This window comes from Paenibacillus mesophilus, assembly GCF_005938385.1.
GTDB lineage: Bacteria > Bacillota > Bacilli > Paenibacillales > NBRC-103111 > Paenibacillus_AB > Paenibacillus_AB mesophilus.
The window spans coordinates 198957-219088 of record NZ_VCRA01000002.1 but is presented as its reverse complement, the minus strand read 5'-3'; the positions used below and the strand labels follow the sequence as shown (position 1 = coordinate 219088).

Here is a 20132-nt window from a genome sequence, read left to right as displayed (position 1 = left end):
AAAGTCATGACGGCGAGGGACTCATCACACACCCTCCATTGAGTCAAAGTAGAAGATCACACCCTCAGGGCAAAACGTAATGTAAGAACGCCGCCTGAAAGCGAATCCGCCCCGGTCTCCGGCGAAGGAGACTGGGGCGGATAACGAGCGCTCAAACCACCAAAAGCCCCATCAACGACGGCCCAGGCTGCAGGCACGCTCCTTTCAGGGTCACGGGACGAAGTCCCGTGTCCTCCCCCTTGGCGAAGGGGGAAAGAGGGGGATCGAAGAAGCTAAAGAGGGGGATAGAGAAAAGTTATGAAAAGGTTCAAAAAAATAGCAAAATTCACTGTATTGTAATCTTCGCGATTACATCATCAACCGAAGGCTGATCCTCAAACGAGTAGGAGCCGGCTCGGATCCGGGTCGTCAGCTTTTTTTGGTTCAACGAAGCAACCAGCCCCGCCGAATCCGGCAGAACGCCCGCGTTGGCCAGCATGTCCGCCACTTGGGAAGCATCCATCCGCTCGGAGATATACACTGTTTTGATCGTCTTAACGACGGCCTGAGCCGGAGGCGCATTCGTCGGCGCAGGTGCAGGTGCTGCCGTTTGCTTGGCAATCTTGTTCCGCTCTTCTTCGGCCGCTTTTTGCTTAATCGCTTCGATCTCTTTGTCCGAATAGACCGGTTGTTCCTTCGGCACGACTTTGTAGCTCAGCTTGCCCGCATCGGCTTGAAGCTGCTCCACAGTCGGAAGCCGTTCCATCTCGTCCACCTTGAACATCAATTGGAGCATGACCGCGCCCGCAATGAGACCGAGGCCCAAGCCGTATAAAAAAAGTCTGTTTTTAAACACGAGCTTGTTCCTCCTGCTTGGCAAGCTGAATAATCAGCATCACTTCGCCCTTGTTCATTTCCAGCTTTTTGGCGATATACTCCGTCGATTTTCCTTGGTCGTACAAGTGAAACACGTTCGCATATCTTTCCCTGATATTCATGGGCCCGCGCTCCGGTTGGTTCGAAGGGGTACCGGCCGATAAGACAGCCGTCAGCTTATCTCTCTCGCTCTCGGACAGAACGACCGTTTCTTGAAGCTGGGAACGCGAAGCAGACGATACGTTCGGTTGCCGGAACGTTTCATCAGGGCGGGACTGCGGCTCTTCCCGGCGCTTCTGCTCCGCGCGAAGGAGCACGGCCAGCTGGTCGTTAACCGCACGATTTTGCTGCTCCAACGCTTCAATCCGCCCTTGCAGCTTCGCGGTATGAACATCATGCTCTTTCTTCATATCCGAGACAAGCCCGAGGAATTGACGGTTTTCTTCTTCCAGCTCGGCCGAAAATTGCTCCATCGTATCCTCAATTTCTTTGATCACGTTCGTCTGCTTGGAGGATGGCTCCCGTTTCGGTATGAACTTCGCATATACGACCAGAACTAGCCCAAGCAAAACGATGTAAAGCCAAGGATCCACGGCACTCATCCTTTATCTGGTTTGGAATGGCAAGACGGGATGCAGCCTGTTCCCTTGGAACAGTCACGTGACGTGACAGTTCCCTATAGAGAAAAATCTATGTGATGGCCTTTGTAAGGATGACCGGACCGGACTGAACCGGCATTCGCGTTCGCCGTTTCGGTCCGCGTCTTCCCTGGATTCCGCTCTTTCTTGCCTTTGTCGCCTTTCCCCGCCTGCCGTTCGTCCCCTACAAGAGGACCGGCAGGCTCATCGATTTTCGTGCTTTGCTTTAGCTGTCGCTCTTTCTGCTGCATCATCTTCGCGGCCAACGCCGTCTGGTCGTAAACCGGCTTTTGCATCAAGTGGTTTTGCGCATTTCCGATTTCGCTTGTACGCGGAATGGCGACTTGCAATTCAACCGATCTGCTGCTCATGCCCTTCACCCCTATCCGAATCTGCATGCGTCAAGCTCGAACGAACGCCTGGGGAGAGGCTCCCCAATTGGAACTATACGTTAGGCAACATCGCAATGTCGCCTTCGGAATATACGAAATGGACTCTCGGGGTCGCATCTTTGACGAAACGGGTATACCGGCCGATTACGATCTTCGTTCCGCCGTAAATGACGGAAATGACCTCGACTTTGGCACGGTCGGTGTCTTCCAGCGTTTTTTCTATTTCCAATATACGTTCTTTAAACCCGGTTTGCTCTTCCACGGACTGCTTTTTCGTATGGGTCAGCTTGATTCGCATCGCCAGCTTATCGGGGGACAAATTGCCCGCAGCGGCCAGCTGGTCGAGCAAGACGAGCGCCTTGTCGGTCTTGTCCAAGCTATCCTGCACCTGCCTCAGCTGCTGGCGCAAGGCGGTAAGCTCATTACGAAGCTCCGGCAACACTCCGACCTCTACGGCCGTAGGAGTGGACATCGTATTGCCGATCGTTCTGGCCAGCACTTTCTCTCCGGCCTGGATCGTTCCGCCGACGATCAGCCCTTTCGGACCGGTGCACATGACCGATTGGCCTGCGCGCACCTGGGAATGCAAAATGCTTTGCGACACGATGATGTCCTGCCCCGCCTCGATCGTGGCGTCTTGAATGAACGAGCTTTTAATGTTGACGCCCGCCCGGATGACCGCTTTGTTGTGACCCAGAATGCCGGCGCTGATCTCGATCGAGCCCAAAGCTTCCACTTCGGCTCCCTCAACGCCTCCCGTAATGCGGATATCGCCGGCCGCTTTTACTTTAAAGCCGGAAATGACGTTACCGCGAATGACGACCGTTCCCAAAAAATCGATATTTCCGATCTTATAGTCGACATCGCCGTTTACTTCATAAACCGGAAACACGTTTATTTTATCGTTCTCGGTTTTGACGACCATTCCGTCTATCGCGGCATAAAGCGCTTTCTGCTCCCCGTCGGCAACGACGTTCTTGCCGATTTTAAAGCGCGCTTCTTTTCCTTTGCGTCCGGGAATCGGCTCTCCGCCGACCGTTTTCCCGGGAACGCCGTCCTTGGCCGGCAGACGCTCCGCAATGAGCTGGCCTTTGCGAACGTTGGTCAAGCGGGTAACTTCCTTGTAGTCGACCGTGCCGTCCTCGAGCTCCGTCGGCTTTTTCAGTTCCGCATCCTTATCGTACAGGTTTCGAATCTCTCCGTCTATGCCGTCGCCGGGGAGATCCCCGACTGCGACTACGGTTTTCGTCTGGATGAACGGCTTCGGCTCCCGGATCAATTGCCCAATTACTTCGTGTTGTATTCCGTACCGCACGTTATTTTTATGAAGAAACGCGATGATGTCGTTAACCGTATAGTTGAAAGAGTCCGGAAGCGTAACAACTTGGATGGAGGCTGAACATTTGTCCTCGGCCAGGCTCACGGTCATATAGTGCTCCAAAGGCAATTCGTTGGACAATCCAATCCCCCCTTCATCACGATCAGCTATTGCTGCATCAATTGATTTTTCCATCTGCCGAGCGACCCCCGCAGCCGCAATATCGCTTTCGAATGAAGCTGCGAGATGCGTGAAGGAGATAACGACATGACCTCTGCAATCTCGCTCAGAGAAAGCTCTTCATAGTAAAACAAGGAGACGACGGTGCGTTCCTTCTCCGTAAGCTTGTCGATCGCTTTGGCGAGCGATTCTTTCAAGAAAAAATCGTTCACCTGGCTCTCCGGATTTTTCGCTTTCTCGTCCACCATAAGCGAGAGGCGCGTTTCCGTTTCTTCTTCCTTGATCGGATCGTCGAATGAGCATACCGTCGTAATCGAAATTTCCTGCAGCATTTGCTGAAATTCTTTCTCGCTAATACTTAGATACTCGCTCATTTCGGCATCGGTAACGGAACGCAAGTAGTGCTGCTCCAGCTTCTGATAGGCATCCTCTATTTTCTTGGCCTTCTCCCTGACCGATCGGGGCACCCAATCGCCTTGCCTCAAGCCGTCGATCATCGCGCCGCGAATGCGCCAGGAAGCATACGTTTCAAACTGGAGACCCCGCTCGTAATCGAACTTCTCGATCGCGTCGATCAACCCCATTATACCATAGCTCGATATATCGTCCCTAGAAACGTTTTTGGGCAAACCGATAAGAAGTCGGCCGACCACGAAATCGACCAAAGGTAAATAATGTTCGATCAACAACTGCTTCGCCGAAAGCAAACCTTCACTTTTCCATTGTTTCCATATCTCGATATTGGACAAGGGGGATTGCTTTGGTTGAGTCATGGTAAGCTAGCACTCCTTACTTAGGAACTTTAACGGAATATCGTACCTACTTCTGACGATCGGGACCTGCGGGTCCATAAAGTCCCGGTCGTCAGTCCGGGCGGTAATTCCGTTAAGGTTCCTTATCTTTCAATTGTCGCAGCATTTGGGCCAGCTGCTCCGGATCCGCGTCCGGCACCGAGGCGAGCTTCTTCGGCTGGAGCGGAACGAACGGGTCCGCCGCGTCGGGGCGGTTCAACTGGGTTTTCAACAGGTCGTTCAATTGGTCCTGATCGTCCGGCGTCATCTCGTTCACTGTATGGCCAACCGGATCATCGGCTTCGAGGTCGGCGGGACCGGCCACGCCTTTCAAACCGGCGAGCGTTCCGAGAAACCAGCGAATCGCAAATACGACGGCAAACAAAATGAGAAAGCTGTATGCACCGTGCAGCAATGCCCGCACCAGAAAATTGCTTCCGACCGACATGACGAATGTCAGCAAAAAACCGAAAAAACCTATAAGGATGTTCCACCGAATGGATCCGATCATAGCTACAGTTCCTTGACTCCTTGTTGTACGGTTCGCAATACAAGAATACCGTTGTCCGGATAAAACTCGATCGTCCTTCCGAAGCTCCCCCCCGTGTCTTCCGCAATGACCGGTATGGACAAACGCTTCAATTGATCTTTGCACGATTCCACGTTGCGCGGACCGATCCGCATCGTATCGCTTGTCGTATGGAAGGCGAACATCTGCGCGCCGCCGGCCATTTTGGCTACCATTCGGGAGTTGATCGCTCCGAGCCGGTTCATCCGCTTCACCATCTCGGGAATCGCCGTATCGGCGTACTTGGCTACGTTAAAATTACCTTCCTTGGCAATGTCGGAGGAGGGCAGCATCACATGCGCCATTCCGGCTACTTTCGTTTTCGGGTCGTAAATCGTAACTCCAACGCACGACCCAAGTCCTGTTGTCTTCAAAATGCCCGTCCCTGCCGTAACGTTTAAATCAGCCATTCCCACTTTGATGAAAGGATCGTGGATCATTCGAGAGGCACTCCCAGGGCACTGAATATTTTGTCGAATGAATCCGGATCCGGTACGAGGAAGAAATGTCCTTCCACCGCATCGTTTCCTTCAAAAAACTTCGTATCGATAAACAGCGCCCTGTCCCCCATTTCCCCGTACTGGATCAGACCGTAGCTGATCACGGCGCCGAGCATGTCGATGGCGAGGGAGGGGACGGAAGGCGACATGCTCAGTTTGGTGAAATCGGCAAGCGACGACAAGTACGACCCCGCCAAAATATTGCCGATTTCGTTTAAAGCGGAAAGCTCCATCTCCGAATAAAACTCATCGTTCTGAACTTCGATTCCGGCCAAAAGCTTCAACAGCCGCTTCGCCGATTGCTTGGTCAAAATAAAGAACATATTGCCCGGAGCATCGCCCGTCACCCGCAAAAAGATGGTCAGCACGATTTGCTCCGAACCGCCCAATACTTCGATGATCTCTTCGAAAGGCAGCATATTGACGAGCGGCACTTGCATATCGACCGGCCGGTTCAGCAGCTTGGACAGCGCCGTCGCCGCGTTCCCGGCTCCGATATTGCCGACTTCCTTAAGAACATCCAGTTGAAAATCCGCGAAGTTGTGAAAGTTGGTCATCGTCACTCCCCGAACTGCTCAAGCTGCACGATCTCGCTTTTGTTCAAAACTTCCTCCAAATTGAGCAGCACGAGAAGCCTGCCGTCGCTAAGCTTGGCCAGTCCGCGCAAATATTTCGCACGAATGCCTCCGACGATTTCCGGCGGCTGCTCGATGGCGTCGCTGTCCACATCGACTACGTCGTTCGCGCTATCGACGATCATGCCGACTTCCATATCTTTCACGGCCACGATAATGATCCGCGAATTATCGGTATATTCCGCTTCCGGCAAGCCGAATCGGCCGCGCAGATCGATAACCGGCACGACTACGCCGCGCAAGTTGATGACGCCTTTGACGAACGCCGGAGTTTTCGGAACGCGGGTCAACGGCTGCATCCGTTCGATCGTCCGTACTTTTTCCACCTCGACGCCGTACTGCTCATGAGCCAGCGAAAACACGATCACTTTCAGCTCTTCTCCCACGATTCATTTCCCCCCATTATTTGATAAGCGCATTCGTATCGATAATCAAAGCCACTTGCCCGTCGCCGAGAATCGTCGCCCCGGACACCGCGAACAAATTCGTCAAATATTTGCCGAGCGTTTTCAGTACGATTTCCTGCTGTCCGATGAACTCGTCCACCATTAGACCGACCAGCTTGTCGCCTTTGCGGACAATGACGACTTCCGTTTCCGCCTCGTTCTCTTCGGAGAAATCCGGAACGTCGAACAACGAACTGAGCGACAGCAGCGGGATAATGGTACTGCGGAAATCCATCATTTTGTTGCCGTGAACGCGGCGGATCGTCTCTTTGCGGACGACGGAAGTCTCCACGATGGAGGAAAGCGGAATCGCATATTTCTCGCTGCCGAGTCGGATGAGCATGGCGGAAATAATCGACAAGGTCAGCGGCAGCTGTACGGAAAATTTCGTTCCCGCACCGAGCTTGGAACTTACCTGCACGTGGCCGCCAAGCGATTCGATCTTCGTCTTGACAACGTCGAGCCCGACGCCCCGGCCCGATACGTCGGAAATTTTCTCGGCCGTGCTGAAGCCCGCGGCGAACAAGAGCAGGTACACTTCTTCGTCCGTCAGCGTCTTGGCCTGCTCCGGCGTGACGATTCCCCGTTTCAAGGCGGTAGCCAGCACTTTATCGCGGTTGATTCCTTTGCCGTCGTCTTCGATCTCGATGAACACATGATTGCCGCTATGAAACGCCCGCAAATAGACGTTTCCGGTTTCCGGCTTGCCCGCCGCAATTCTCTCGGGTACCGTTTCCACCCCGTGGTCTACGGAATTCCGCAGCAAGTGCACGAGAGGATCGCCGATTTCGTCGATGACGGTCCGGTCCAGTTCCGTTTCCGCGCCCGTAATAATCAGATCGACTTTTTTCTCGAGGTTTTTGGCCAGATCGCGAACCATGCGCGGAAACCGGTTAAACACGTTATCGATCGGCACCATGCGCAGCTTCAATACGATATTTTGCAGATCGCTGCTGACCCGGGCCATATGCTCCACCGTCTCGGTCAAATCGTTGCGGCGAACTTCGCTCGCCAGCTGTTCCAGACGGACGCGGTCGATCAACAGCTCGCTGAACAGGTTCATCAGCACGTCCAGCCGCTCGATATCGACCCGGATCGTCCGTGAAGCGACGGCCGCCCCGCCGCCTGCGGACGTCTTGGGGGCGGCGGTTTCCGCTTTGGCCGCAGCAGCGGCGGGAGCGGCTTCTTTATGTGCGGCAACCGCTTCGGAAGGTGCGGTTGCGGCTTGCACACGCTGCATTTTGCGCTTCAATCCGTCCACATCCAGCTTCTCGACTTCCACGGCTTCAATCTCGCTGATGTTGCCGACCTGCTTCTCCAGCTCTTCCTTGCCAAGCTCGGAGACGTAATAGACGGTAAACGTCTTATCGAACTTTTCCTTCTCGATATCTTCGACCGACGGATTCGACTTGACTACTTCTCCGTTCTGCTCGAGATAATTGAACACCATATAGGCGCGCGCCGCTTTCAGCACGCATGTTTCCTGAACGCCGACCTTAACGCAATAAACTTGCAGCCCCGCTTCCAGCGATTGCATCAATATCGAGTATTGGAACTCGTCCAGCTCGGCTTCGTTCACCGCTGCGGCTGCCGCAGCCGCCGGCTTGCCCGCGCCGGTTGCTTCCTTCTCGTAATCGCCGGTTACGATCGATTTCAATATCGCGATAATGTCGGTAACGTCGGCTTTTCCCGTTCCGCCGTTAATAATGTCTTCCACCATCGCTTCAAGTGAATCCAGACTTTTGAATATCGCGTCGAATATGAACGGATTCATTGCGAGCTTATGATTGCGGACGAGATCCAATACGTTTTCCATTTCGTGCGTGAGCGATGCGAGGTCTTCGAACCCCATCGTCGCGGACATCCCTTTCAACGTATGCGCCGAACGGAAAATGCTTTGCACGATGCCGATGTCTTCCGGACTGGCTTCCAGCTTCAGCATATTATCGTTTAAAGCTTGCAAATGCTCTTTGGACTCGTCGATGAACATACTCAGGTATTGATTCATTTCCATCCAACAACACCCCCTTGGTTTACGTTTTGGAATTGGAATCCTTCGTGACAAGCTCGGTCAATTTTGCGGCAATTTGGTGAAGGGGAAGCTGGTGGGTAACGCAATTCAGCTCGACCGCGGCACGGGGCATTCCGTATACGACACAAGTTTCGCTCGATTCCGCGATCGTGGATAGCGCGCCGGCCTGCTTTAACGACTGCATGCCTTTGGCTCCGTCGCTTCCCATGCCGGTCATGAGCACAATATGGCGCTTCAGCTCGCGAAACGGCAGCAGCGAGTCGAACAGCATATCGACCGACGGCCGGTGGCCGCTGCGGGGCTCGTCTTTCGTCAGACGGATTTTATAGCCCGCATCGTCCTTCTTGACGATCATATGCCATCCTCCCGGTGCGATATAAGCCACTCCGTTGCGCAGCCGGTCACCGTCCGCCGCTTCGACGACTTTGATGCGGGAAGTGGCGTCGAGCCGCTGAGCCAAAGACTTCGTAAAATTCGGCGGCATATGCTGGACGATCAGAACCGGAGAAGGGAACCGGTCCGGCAAAGCCGAGATGACCTGCTGCAGCGCGCGGGGTCCTCCGGTAGAAGTGCCGATCGCCACCAACCGTTCGACTCGGCCCAGAGGCGGCAATTCCGTCAATTCCTTCGCTTCTATGGCAGCCTGCGGTTTTACGACCGGATAAGGGATCGGTGCCGGCCGCGTTAGCAGCGAACGCGATACTTTCGTCTGAACGGCGATCGCCAGTTTATCGAGCAGCAAAGCTTTCACTTTGAACAAGTCAAGCGATATGGAGCCGGAAGGCTTCCTTACGAAGTCGACCGCGCCCAATTCCAGAGCGGCAATCGTTTCCTTCGCCCCCTCCTCGGTCAAGCTGCTTAGCATCACGACGGGAACCGGATGTTCGCTCATGATGCGCTTCAGCGCTTCCAGACCGTTCATCTCGGGCATTTCGATATCGAGCGTAATGACGTCGGGCGCAAGCCGCTTCGTTTTGTCAACGGCTTCCACTCCGTTTTTGGCCGTATCGATTACTTCAAATCGTTCGTCCTCCTGGATCATGTCGGAAATGATCTTACGCATGAAGACGGAATCGTCTACAACCAACACCTTGTGTTTCGCCATATCACTCACCTCATCCTGATGTCATCGGTTTCGCGCGGTTTCTCATCTCAGCAGCTTCATCATTTTGCTCAAGAAACCTTTCACTCCGCCGTTTTGCGGCTCCGGAACCATCGGACCGGAAACGAACCGTCCGGCGAGACGTTCGATGCTTCTCGTTGCAACGCATGCCGGGAAAGCGACCGTGAACGGGATTTGCTTCTTTACCGCCTTGCTCACGCTAATATCGTCTTCCACAAAACCAAGCGTCGGGATGTCCAGGTTCAAAAATTGCTTGGCCACGAGACTGATCTTGTCGGCCGTCTGCTTGCCCTCATGCGTCTCCGTCACCCGGTTCACCACGAGCTGGAACCTGACATGATGATGCCCTTGCGAATGGACCATCTTGATGATGGCATACGCGTCCGTAATGGCGGTCGGCTCCGGTGTAGTCACTACGATCGTGTCGGTGGCGGCGACGATGAATTTCAACGTTTCTTTGGAAAGACCGGCACCGGTATCGAAGATGATGAAATCGACATATCCGTTAAGCTGGTTCACCTGCTCCGCGAAATAGTCGACTTCCGCTTCGGTCAGACGCATCAGGTCATTGAAGCCCGATCCGCCGGCAATAAATTCAAGATCGTTATAGCCTTTATGAATAATTTCCCAAATCGTCTTTTCCCGCTTCAACAGATGGTACAGGCTGTACTTGGGCGATACGCCCATCAGCAGGTCGATGTTGGCCAGACCGATATCCGCATCGAATACGAGAACCTTGTAGCCTTGCTTTTGCAGGGAAAGCGCAAAATTCAAAGTAAAATTCGACTTTCCGACTCCGCCTTTTCCGCTGGTCACGGTGATGATCCGGGTATTCCTAACGTTCGGATCGGATTGGGACCTGACCAGATTCCGCAAGCTTTGCGCCTGATCGCTCATGGATCGCGTTCCTCCAGGAGTAGATCGATCAATTTGTCTTCGTTCGTTTCGAGAATATCTTCAGGGACGTTTTGTCCGTTCGTTATGTAAGAAAGCTGCAGCGGAAAGTCGTAAAGCAAATTGACGATCGATCCGTAAGAATGCGTCTCGTCCATTTTCGTGAACAGCACTTTATCGAGCCGGAATTTGGCGAAGTTTTCGGTGATCGCCTTCATGTCCTTGTACTTCGAAGTGAGGCTGAGAACGAGAAACGTCTCGCTTTTGCCTTTCGAGTGGAGAAGAGAATTGAGCTCGGAAACGTACATCTGGTTGCGGAAGTTGCGTCCGGCCGTATCCATGAAGATGACGTCGCAGTCCTGCAGCTGTTGAAAAGCCCGCACAAGCTCCTGCGGCGAGAAAACAACCTCGAGCGGAACGTTCAGAATAGTGGCATATGTCTTCAGCTGCTCGACCGCCGCGATCCGGTACGTGTCCGACGTAATAAATCCGACTTTGCGGTTATGCTTCAGCACCTGCTCCGCAGCCAGCTTGGCGATCGTCGTCGTTTTGCCGACTCCGGTAGGACCGACGAAATGGGCGATCCGCGTATCGCTTGCAATTCCTTTTTTGTTCGGGGAATGCAAAATGTCCTTCAGCTGCTTCTTGACGGCTTGATAGGCGAACTCGTTCGTTTTCGGCGAATGCTCGCTTTCGAATTCCTCAGCCGCCTTGCTTAGCAATTTCTCCGCGATGTCGGGCGATACCTCATGATCCAGCAGCAAACGCTCGTATTTACCGATCGGTTCAGGCAATGTGGGCCCTAAGTGGGAACCGGCCGACAGCTTGGCGACCATTTCCTTCATTTGTTTGATTTCGTCGAGCAGCACGTCTTCTTTGACCCGGCTGCGGACAACCGGTTGGGCAAGAGGAGGGATGACGGGCTCCTCCATCGTAGCTACCGCTCGCGGAGCCGGGACAGGCTGCTTCGCGGCGTTTGCGATAGCTTCCTGCATATGCGAAACGAACGACGCTCCCGTCGGCATCGACTGCTTGATCGCGGCCGGTGCGGCCGTCGGAGCGGACTGCGCTTGTCCGGAATCCGTCGCGGCGATGACTTCGATCTTCTTCTTGCCGAACAGTCCGAGGAAGCCGCCCGAGCGAATTTCCTTCGTATTCAAAATGACCGCATCTTTGCCCAAATCGGTACGGATTTTTTGCAGCGCGTCCGGCATCGAATCGACGACGTATCGTTTCACCCTCATAAATTCACCACCCCTACGCTTTGAATTTCGGCTTGAGGCTCAAGCTCGCTGTACGAAAGTACCGTCACATCCTGCATCGTCCGCTCCAGAAGCTGGCGCAAATACATGCGGATCGTCGGCGAAGCCAGAATGACCGGCTGCTGTCCTTGCTGAATCAACTTGCTCACCTGCTCGGTTACTTTTTGATAGATCGTCTGAGACGAAACCGGGTCCATCGCCAAGTACGAGCCATGCTCCGTCTGCTGAACGCTTTCGGCAATTTTTTTCTCGAGCGCGGGCCCGATCGTGACCACCTTGAGCGAATCGCCCCCGTTCACGTACTGGTTCGTAATTTGTCTCGACAACGCTTGCCGTACGTATTCGGTCAAAATATCGGGATCTTTCGTATAGGTTCCATAATCGGCCAGCGTTTCGAAAATCGTGACGAGATCGCGAATCGATATTTTCTCTTTGAGCAGCTTGGCCAACACCTTCTGAATGTCCCCCACGCTAAGCACGTTCGGGATCAAATCGTCGACAAGCGCTGGATAGCTTTCCTTGACATTTTCGACGAGCATTTTCGTTTCCTGTCTGCCGAGCAGCTCGTGCGCATGCCGTTTTACGACTTCGGTCAGATGAGTTGCAACGACCGACGGCGGGTCGACTACGGTATATCCGGACAGTTCAGCCCGCTCCTTCATGTTGTCGTCAATCCATATGGCAGGCAGGCCGAAGGCGGGCTCGGTCGTATCGATTCCGACGATCGAGTCATCCTCGATGCCTGGACTCATCGCCAAGTAATGATTGAGGAGCAGCTCGCTCCGCGCCACCGTATTGCCTTTGATTTTGATCACATACTCGTTCGGCCTCAGCTGAATGTTGTCCCGGATTCGGATGACCGGCACGACAAGGCCGAGCTCGAGTGCGCACTGCCTTCGGATCAAAATAATCCGGTCAAGCAGGTCGCCGCCCTGATTCGTATCGGCAAGCGGAATCAAGCCGTATCCGAATTCGAACTCGATCGGGTCGATTTGCAGCAGCGACACGACGCTTTCGGGACTGCGGACTTCCTCGATCTTCTGTTCCTCCACCATTTGCTCGGTTTCCACCGCTTTCCGGGTCAAGTTCCGCTGCATCCGGTACGCCGCGAACGCGAGCAAACCGGCGATCGGAGCCGTCGTGATGAAATGGATCGGAGTAAACAGTCCGAGAAATAAAATCGTACCCGCCACGACGTACAGCAGCTTCGGATAGCTGAACAGCTGGGCCGTCAAATCCGATGCCAAATTCCCCTCGGAAGCGGAACGCGTGACGATGATGCCCGCGGCCGACGAGATGAGCAGTGCCGGTATTTGGCTGACCAGCCCGTCGCCGATCGTAAGAATCGAGAACGTTTGCAGCGACTCCGATAGCGACATTCCATGATAGGTAGCTCCGATAATGAGGCCGCCGATCATATTGATGATCAGAATGATGATGCCCGCGATCGCGTCGCCTTTGACGAACTTGCTCGCACCGTCCATCGCCCCGTAAAAGTCGGCTTCCCGTTCGATCTTCTTCCGCCGTTCCTTAGCTTCCTGCTCGTTGATCAAGCCGGAGTTCAAATCCGCGTCGATCGCCATCTGCTTGCCGGGCATAGCGTCGAGCGTAAATCTCGCGCCGACTTCGGCTACCCGCTCCGAGCCTTTCGTGATGACGATAAACTGCACGATAACGAGTATCAAAAATACAACGAACCCGATGACGATATTCCCGCCGGCTACGAAAGAGCCGAACGTCGCTACGACGCTTCCCGCTTCCGCTTCGCTCAAAATGTTCCGGGTAGTCGAAACGTTAAGCGCGAGCCTGAAAAGCGTCGTAATGAGCAGCAATGTCGGGAAAATCGAGAAATCGAGCGCTTGCTGCGTGTTCATCGCGATGAGGATAATGATCAGCGCTATCGAAATGTTGACGATCAGCAAAAAATCGAGAAGCATAATAGGGATGGGGACGACCATCATGAGTATGATCCCGATAATGCCTGTAAGTATAAGTAGATCTCTCGTTCTCATGGCTTCGCCCTCCTTTCCCGGTCGTTCGGCATTTCGCTATTTGACGGTCGTTTTCCCTTTGAGCTTATATACGTATGCCAGCACCTCGGCCACCGCTTGGAACAGGTCCGCCGGTATCGTTTGTCCGATTTCGACCTGATCGTACAGCGCACGGGCGAGCGGCTTGTTTTCCATCCTGACGATTCCGTGCTCTTCCGCGACCTGGCGGATTTTCAAAGCGATATAGTCCATTCCTTTGGCAAGGACGACCGGGGCTTCCGCTTTTTTCGGATCGTATCGGATTGCGATGGCGAAATGAGTCGGGTTCGTAATGACGACGTCCGCCTTCGGCACATCCTGCATCATCCGCTGCAACGCCATACGGCGCTGCTTCTCGCGTATTTTCCCTTTGATCAGCGGATCGCCTTCGCTGTTCTTGTATTCCTGCTTGATCTCATCCTTGGACATTCTCAAGTTTTTCTCGTATTCGAATCGTTGGTACAAATAATCGAACAGGGCGAGAATGAGCAATATGGCGGCTATTTGGACGGCCAATATCAAGATCAGATGAGCCGTATACGAGAACGTATGAACGACCGGCCATCTTCCCATCTCGATGAAATCTTCCTTCGCGTTCCATATGGTGAAAAAAACGACAAGACCGATAACGGTCATTTTCAAAATGGACTTCAACAGTTCTACAAGCGAGCGGAGCTTGAACAAATTGGCGATGCCTTTAATCGGATCGAGCTTGCTGAACGACATTTTGAGCGGTTCCATCGTCAGCAAAAAACCGACTTGCGAGTAAGACGCCACGATCGCCATGACGACGGCCAAGCCGAAGATGGGGGCAAGCAGTAGAAAGCCCTCGTAAATCAACTGTCCGAACAAAACCGTGACGTTGTTCATCGTCATTTCCAAATTCATATAGTCGTAGAATGTAGATACGAACATGCTCTCGATTTTGTCTCTCATGATACTGCCATAGCCGAATAATAGAAGGGTGATGCCGAACAGGATCAATGCCGAGGGAAGCTCCATGCTTTTGGCGACTTGGCCTTTCTTGCGGGCCTCCTGCCGCTTTTTAGGAGTCGCTTTTTCGGTCTTTTCCCCTGCGAACAGCTGCAGGTCGAGCTGAAGTGCAAATCGCGGCACGGTTGTTCACTCCCCCACTGGCACTGCCACGATCATTTCGGGCTTGTCCCGATCAACTTGACCAACTGGTCCAACGCTTGAAACAGCGAGCCGAACAAGTCTTGAAACAGAAAGACGAATCCCGGTAAAACCATAATCAGCAATAAAAAACCGACAATAATTTTGATCGGAACGCCGACTACGAAAATATTGAATTGAGGCGCCGTTTTGGACAAAATGCCGAGTCCCACGTCAGTCAGAAACAACGCTACCACGAGTGGTGCCGACATTTGCAGGGCAAGCGAGAAGACGTTCGCGAAGGTGCGAAGCAAAAACTCGTGAACGACGCCGCGCTGTATGCTTGCAAACAGATCGTTATTCAAAGGAATCCATTCGTAGCTTTTCATAAACCCGTCGATCATGTAATGATGACCGTTAAACGTCAGGAACAGCAGCATCGCCAATATGAACTTGAAGTTACCGACCAGCGGACTTTGCGCGCCCGTCATCGGATCGATGACGTTGGCAATCCCGAGTCCCATTTGGATGTCGATAAACGAGCCGGCAATTTGCACCGCCGTAAAAAACAAGTAAGCCGTAAAGCCGAGCAGCACCCCGACCAGCACCTCGCGGATGATCGCGAGGACGAACATTCCGTCCATGGCAGTCGGTTGTTTCAAACCGATTGCGGCAAACGCCAGAAAGGCGATCATTACTGATATGCCGATCTTCCATTGTGAAGGAATTCCGCGGGTCGAGAATACGGGAGCGGCCAACAGAAACGCGGTTATACGACAGAATATCAACAGCCAGTTCGGTAAATAAGGAATCCACGCTTCCATAAGGACTCCCCTTACCCGATAAATTTGTACAAGTTATCCAGCAAATTGAACGTATAGTCGACTAACGTCTGCAAAATCCAAGGCCCGAACACGAGAATGGACAACATGACGATCACGATTTTCGGAACGAAGGCGAGCGTCTGCTCCTGGATTTGCGTCGCCGCCTGAAACACGCTTATAATCAAACCGGCGACGAGCGCCAGCAGAAGCATCGGCGCGCTTGCCTTCAGTACTGTGTATACGGCCTCTCCGGCAATTCGGATGACGAATTCGGAACTCATCGCGGCCACTCCTTTCCGCCGCCGTATCGGGTACAATCCGCTGGCCGCGTCATACCGGCGGATGAAAGCTGAGAAGCAGCGACTTCACGACCAAATACCAGCCGTCCACCATGACGAACAGCAATATTTTGAACGGCAGCGAGATCATGACCGGCGGAAGCATCATCATCCCCATCGACATCAGCGTACTGGCTACGATCATATCGATTACGAGAAACGGAATGAAAATCATGAAGCCCATCTGAAATGCCGATTTCAGCTCGCTGATCGCAAACGCCGGCAACAGTGCGGTTAACGGCGTATCCTCGACCCCTTTCGGCTTCTCGGCCTTCGAATAGGTAAGGAATAGCATCAAGTCTTTTTCCCGCGTTTGCGCCGCCATAAATTTTTTGAGCGGTAGCGCCGCCTTGGATAACGCCTCGGTTTGTGTGATTTCGCCTTTCAAATAAGGCTGGATCGCCGTCTGATTCATTTGCGATATCGTCGGCGACATGACGAACAAGGTCAAAAACATCGCCAACCCGATCAAAACTTGATTGGGCGGCATCTGCTGCGTACCGAGTGCCGTACGGACGAAGCCCAGTACGATGACGATTCTCGTAAAACTAGTCATTAGTACCAAAATCGAAGGTGCAAGACTAAGAACGGTAATAAGGAGAATTAGCGTAACCGTATTCGACGCTCCCGAATTGCCTTCCCCGTTGCCGATATTGAGCTCGATTCCGGGGATCGGATCCGCGGCGTAAGCTTGTCCCGGACTCCACAGCAAGCATATAAGCCATAACGCGACCAGTATCACGAAGTAACGTCTCATGGGTCGACCTTCCGGTTCGTCTTGTCGTCGCTCCGCAGCATGTCCTCGATCAGTTGTTTCCGGCCCGTCATATGCTTCATCTTCGATTGGAATACATCCTGGAAAGAAGCGGCCACGTCGTTTTCATCCTCCACCGGTTCCCGTTCGCGTTTTTTCATTCCGCCCAGCCATTCGCGTATCCCTTGCCAGCTTTGCCCGGCGTTAGCGGAATCCGGATTGAGGAAGGCGGTTATGTAAGCTATTTCCTCGGGATCGTCGATTTTTTGGATCAATTGGACGCCGTCGCCGACCCCGAGTATGTAGATCGATCTGCCGATCTCGACGATTTGTACCGACTTGTTTTGCCCGAGCGGAAGTCCGCCCAACGCTTTCACGGCCCGGCCCGAATTCCAGCTCCATTTTTTTTTGGACAAAGCCTTCATAATGATGAGGAAGATTCCGATAATAAGAATAAGGAAAAAAATCACCTTGACCATAGCAATAAATACCGCTCCGGAACTGCCCGGTATTGCGGTTGATGAGCCCGAACCGGCCTGAAAAGCCCCTCCCGCCGCGTCCCCCTCTGCATACGCGACCGTTGCGGCGTTCCACGGAGCCGACAGCGACAGAACGGCAAAAGCGGCGAGCATCATCGAATGGCGCAGCAGCTTTAATCGCCCTCCCGCGTTCCTTGCCATTAGCCCAACGTTTTCTTGATCGCTTCGATAACGCGGTCCGCCTGAAACGGTTTGACGATAAAGTCTTTCGCGCCGGCTTGGATCGCGTCGATAACCATCGCCTGTTGGCCCATTGCGGAACACATGATCACCTTCGCATTGGAATCGAATTTTTTGATTTCCTTCAAAGCCGCGATGCCGTCCATCTCGGGCATCGTAATGTCCATCGTGACCAGATCCGGCTTCAGCTCTTTATACTTCTCGACCGCAACGGATCCGTCTTGCGCTTCTCCGACTACCTCGTAACCGTTCTTGCTTAAAATTTCCTTGATCATCATTCTCATGAAAGCTGCGTCGTCTACGATCAAAATTTTGTTAGCCATTGTACTGTCAGTCCTCCTAAGACTATTGTAATTTTTGAATTCGATCCATTTGGCTGATAATATCGGTTACGCGCACACCGAAGTTTTCGTCGATTACGACGACCTCGCCTTTGGCGATCAGCTTGTTATTAACCAGAATATCGACCGGCTCGCCGGCCAATTTGTCCAGTTCGATGATCGAGCCCTGGGAAAACTCCAAGATGTCCTTGATCAGCTTTTTGGTTCTCCCTAATTCTACGGTAACCTTGAGAGGAATATCCAGTAGCAAATTGAGATTCGTTTCATCCACATGTACGGACGGGCTCGCGAAATTGGAAAACTGCGCGGCTTGTACGTTGACGTTCCGACCCGGTATCCCTCCGTAATTGGCCGGGACATGCGGCGGCTGCTGGTACATCTGCTGAGGCTGTTCATACATGGGCTGCTGCTGGTACATCGGTTGCTGGTACATCGGTTGTTGATACATCGGCTGCTGAGGAGGCATCATCGGAGGCTGATGTTGCATCATCTGCTGTTGCTGCTGCTGATACGGGTCATACTGCGTCGGCGGCATCACCGGCGTCGGAGCGTTATTCGTGTACCCGGCCATAGGGTCAGGCTGGGATACGGACGTAGATGCGTAAGATGACGACGGCGCAGTGTCCGGAGCCGGCGAAGAGTACGACGGTTCCGATTCCATGCCGGTTCCGCCCATCAAGATCGAAACCATATCTTTGGCGAAAGACACCGGCAGCAGCTGCATTAAGGTGGAATCGATCAAATCCCCGATAATGAGACGGAACGATATTTTGACGAACACTTCTTCCCGGGGCAAATTCTCTTTTCCTTCCCCGTTCTGCAAATCCAGAATGTTGATCCCCGGAGGAGAAATGTTGACAAACCGGTTGAAGATAGTCGACATGGACGTTGCGGACGAGCCCATCATTTGGTTCATCGCTTCTTGCACGGCGCTGATATGAATTTCGGACATTTCCATATCTTCCGACACATTCCCGGTGCCGCCCATCATCAGATCCGCGATGACTTGGGCATCTTTCGTTTTGATGACCAGCAAGTTGATTCCGTCAAATCCGTCCACGTAATTGACGTGAATCGCAACGTGCGGCTTCGGAAACTCTTTCTCGAGTTCTACCCGGGCAATGACGGATACTTTCGGTGTCGTAATATCGACTTTTTTGCCGAGAAGGGTAGAAAGAGCGGTTGCCGCGCTGCCGAACGTAATGTTGCCGATTTCCCCCAGCGCATCCTGTTCGATCGGGCTCAAATAATCGTCGACGTTCGGACTGCCGTAATCGGAGGAGGTTCCGCCGCCGCCGAAATCTTCGCTCGTTTGCCTTAGCAGCGCGTCGATTTCTTCCTGCGATAAATAATCTTTACTCGTCATGTTCTTCTTCCCCTTCGCTGACAATCTCCGTTACTTGAACGGCAAGTTTGTCTTTAACGGTTCCCGGACTTCCGATAAATTTGAGCTTATCCCCTACTTTGATATGCAGTCCCTCGTCAACGGGCTTATTTAACGTGATGACGTCGCCTGCGGCCAAATTCAAAAACTCCTTGACGGTAATCACCGATTCTCCCAGCTCCGCAATGACCGGCAGCTTCGCTTTGTATACCCGCTCCTGGAGAGCGGACACTTCCTCCGGCGCGCGGCTTTTGCGCTGGGACAAAAATTGGTGATGCACGGACAATCGCGGCATGATCGGTTCGATGACGACATGCGGGATACAAAGGTTGATCATTCCCGTCGTATCGCCGATTTTCGCCGTCAGCGAGATGAGCGCGATCGTTTCATTGGGCGAAACGATTTGCATAAACTGCGGATTCGTCTCGAGAGCTTCCAGTCTGGGCGATAAATCGATGACCGTCTTCCATGCTTCCTGCAGGCTTTCGAAAGCTCTGCTGAATATGCGCTCCATGACGATCGTTTCAATTTCCGTGAGCGCGTTGATTTTGGCAGGCGAGCTTCCGGGCCCCCCAAGCAGCCGATCCAGCAGCGCATAGGCCACGTTCGGGTGCACCTCGAGCACCATTCGGCCTTGGAGCGGTTCCGCCTCGAATATATTTAAAATCGTCATTTTCGGAATGGAACGTATGAATTCGTCGTACGGCAGCTGCTCTACCTGGATTACATTGATCTGCACGAACGTCCGGAGCAGAGCCGAGAAGTAAGTAGTCAAGTAACGGGCGAAGTTTTCGTGAATCCGCGTCAGGCTGCGAAGATGCTCCTTCGAGAACCGGACGGCGCGTTTGAAATCATACGCTTTTACTTTTTTCTGCGTCTCTTCTTTCTTAAGCTCCTCGGCGTCCATTTCGCCGGATGACAGCGCGGCTAGCAGTGCGTCGATCTCATTCTGCGATAGTACGTCTACCAATTTGGATCACCCCCTTATCCGCGGT

General features: G+C 53.1%; 22 protein-coding genes. All 22 read right to left on the bottom strand.

What is annotated here, in order from left to right:
* Nucleotides 1–325 precede the first annotated feature (325 nt).
* Nucleotides 326–835: an endolytic transglycosylase MltG gene (locus FE783_RS03705; RefSeq protein WP_138877982.1), complete on the bottom strand. Its 510-nt coding sequence runs from the start codon at nucleotides 833–835 to the stop codon at nucleotides 326–328.
* Nucleotides 828–1448, bottom strand: coding sequence for a hypothetical protein (locus FE783_RS03700; RefSeq protein ID WP_138877981.1), 621 nt, complete (start codon nucleotides 1446–1448; stop codon nucleotides 828–830). Before FE783_RS03700 ends, FE783_RS03705 begins: the two co-directional genes overlap by 8 nt.
* Nucleotides 1449–1531: 83 nt before the next feature.
* On the bottom strand, nucleotides 1532–1864 hold the full coding sequence (locus FE783_RS03695) for a hypothetical protein (RefSeq protein ID WP_138877980.1): 333 nt from the start codon (nucleotides 1862–1864) through the stop codon (nucleotides 1532–1534).
* Nucleotides 1865–1937: 73 nt separating this feature from the next.
* Nucleotides 1938–3344, bottom strand: a complete 1407-nt coding sequence (locus tag FE783_RS03690; RefSeq protein ID WP_138877979.1) for a DUF342 domain-containing protein — start codon at nucleotides 3342–3344, stop codon at nucleotides 1938–1940.
* A gap of 26 nt (nucleotides 3345–3370) precedes the next feature.
* A complete protein-coding gene (locus FE783_RS03685) occupies nucleotides 3371–4156 on the bottom strand; it encodes a FliA/WhiG family RNA polymerase sigma factor (protein WP_138877978.1) in 786 nt (261 codons plus the stop codon).
* A gap of 112 nt (nucleotides 4157–4268) precedes the next feature.
* A complete protein-coding gene (locus tag FE783_RS03680; RefSeq protein WP_138877977.1) occupies nucleotides 4269–4685 on the bottom strand; it encodes a hypothetical protein in 417 nt (138 codons plus the stop codon).
* A gap of 2 nt (nucleotides 4686–4687) precedes the next feature.
* A complete protein-coding gene (locus tag FE783_RS03675) occupies nucleotides 4688–5182 on the bottom strand; it encodes a chemotaxis protein CheD (RefSeq protein WP_138877976.1) in 495 nt (164 codons plus the stop codon).
* Nucleotides 5179–5799, bottom strand: coding sequence for a chemotaxis protein CheC (locus FE783_RS03670; protein ID WP_138877975.1), 621 nt, complete (start codon nucleotides 5797–5799; stop codon nucleotides 5179–5181). The genes FE783_RS03675 and FE783_RS03670 overlap by 4 nt, the downstream gene beginning before the upstream one ends.
* Nucleotides 5800–5801: 2 nt before the next feature.
* Nucleotides 5802–6263 carry a chemotaxis protein CheW gene (locus FE783_RS03665; protein ID WP_138877974.1) on the bottom strand — a complete coding sequence of 154 codons (462 nt, stop codon included), beginning with the start codon at nucleotides 6261–6263 and terminating at the stop codon, nucleotides 5802–5804.
* 16 nt (nucleotides 6264–6279) lie between these two features.
* A complete protein-coding gene (locus FE783_RS03660; protein WP_138877973.1) occupies nucleotides 6280–8337 on the bottom strand; it encodes a chemotaxis protein CheA in 2058 nt (685 codons plus the stop codon).
* 19 nt (nucleotides 8338–8356) lie between these two features.
* On the bottom strand, nucleotides 8357–9460 hold the full coding sequence (locus FE783_RS03655) for a protein-glutamate methylesterase/protein-glutamine glutaminase (protein ID WP_138877972.1): 1104 nt from the start codon (nucleotides 9458–9460) through the stop codon (nucleotides 8357–8359).
* Between the two features lie 42 nt (nucleotides 9461–9502).
* Nucleotides 9503–10375 (bottom strand): MinD/ParA family protein, encoded by an 873-nt coding sequence (locus FE783_RS03650; protein WP_138877971.1) that lies wholly within the window; start codon nucleotides 10373–10375, stop codon nucleotides 9503–9505.
* Nucleotides 10372–11616 carry a flagellar biosynthesis GTPase FlhF gene (gene flhF, locus FE783_RS03645; RefSeq protein ID WP_138877970.1) on the bottom strand — a complete coding sequence of 415 codons (1245 nt, stop codon included), beginning with the start codon at nucleotides 11614–11616 and terminating at the stop codon, nucleotides 10372–10374. Before flhF ends, FE783_RS03650 begins: the two co-directional genes overlap by 4 nt.
* Nucleotides 11613–13646: a flagellar biosynthesis protein FlhA gene (flhA, locus tag FE783_RS03640; protein ID WP_138877969.1), complete on the bottom strand. Its 2034-nt coding sequence runs from the start codon at nucleotides 13644–13646 to the stop codon at nucleotides 11613–11615. Before flhA ends, flhF begins: the two co-directional genes overlap by 4 nt.
* 36 nt (nucleotides 13647–13682) lie before the next feature.
* Nucleotides 13683–14780 (bottom strand): flagellar biosynthesis protein FlhB, encoded by a 1098-nt coding sequence (gene flhB / locus FE783_RS03635; RefSeq protein WP_138877968.1) that lies wholly within the window; start codon nucleotides 14778–14780, stop codon nucleotides 13683–13685.
* Between the two features lie 32 nt (nucleotides 14781–14812).
* On the bottom strand, nucleotides 14813–15601 hold the full coding sequence (fliR, locus tag FE783_RS03630) for a flagellar biosynthetic protein FliR (protein ID WP_138877967.1): 789 nt from the start codon (nucleotides 15599–15601) through the stop codon (nucleotides 14813–14815).
* Nucleotides 15602–15612: 11 nt separating this feature from the next.
* A complete protein-coding gene (fliQ, locus tag FE783_RS03625; protein ID WP_138877966.1) occupies nucleotides 15613–15882 on the bottom strand; it encodes a flagellar biosynthesis protein FliQ in 270 nt (89 codons plus the stop codon).
* A 49-nt stretch (nucleotides 15883–15931) separates the two neighbouring features.
* On the bottom strand, nucleotides 15932–16696 hold the full coding sequence (gene fliP, locus FE783_RS03620) for a flagellar type III secretion system pore protein FliP (protein ID WP_138877965.1): 765 nt from the start codon (nucleotides 16694–16696) through the stop codon (nucleotides 15932–15934).
* Nucleotides 16693–17373, bottom strand: a complete 681-nt coding sequence (locus tag FE783_RS03615; protein ID WP_138877964.1) for a flagellar biosynthetic protein FliO — start codon at nucleotides 17371–17373, stop codon at nucleotides 16693–16695. Before FE783_RS03615 ends, fliP begins: the two co-directional genes overlap by 4 nt.
* Nucleotides 17373–17735: a response regulator gene (locus FE783_RS03610; RefSeq protein WP_138877963.1), complete on the bottom strand. Its 363-nt coding sequence runs from the start codon at nucleotides 17733–17735 to the stop codon at nucleotides 17373–17375. The genes FE783_RS03615 and FE783_RS03610 overlap by 1 nt, the downstream gene beginning before the upstream one ends.
* Before the next feature lie 22 nt (nucleotides 17736–17757).
* Nucleotides 17758–19119: a flagellar motor switch phosphatase FliY gene (gene fliY, locus FE783_RS03605; RefSeq protein ID WP_138877962.1), complete on the bottom strand. Its 1362-nt coding sequence runs from the start codon at nucleotides 19117–19119 to the stop codon at nucleotides 17758–17760.
* On the bottom strand, nucleotides 19109–20107 hold the full coding sequence (fliM, locus tag FE783_RS03600) for a flagellar motor switch protein FliM (RefSeq protein WP_138877961.1): 999 nt from the start codon (nucleotides 20105–20107) through the stop codon (nucleotides 19109–19111). The genes fliY and fliM overlap by 11 nt, the downstream gene beginning before the upstream one ends.
* Between the last annotated feature and the right edge of the window lie 25 nt (nucleotides 20108–20132).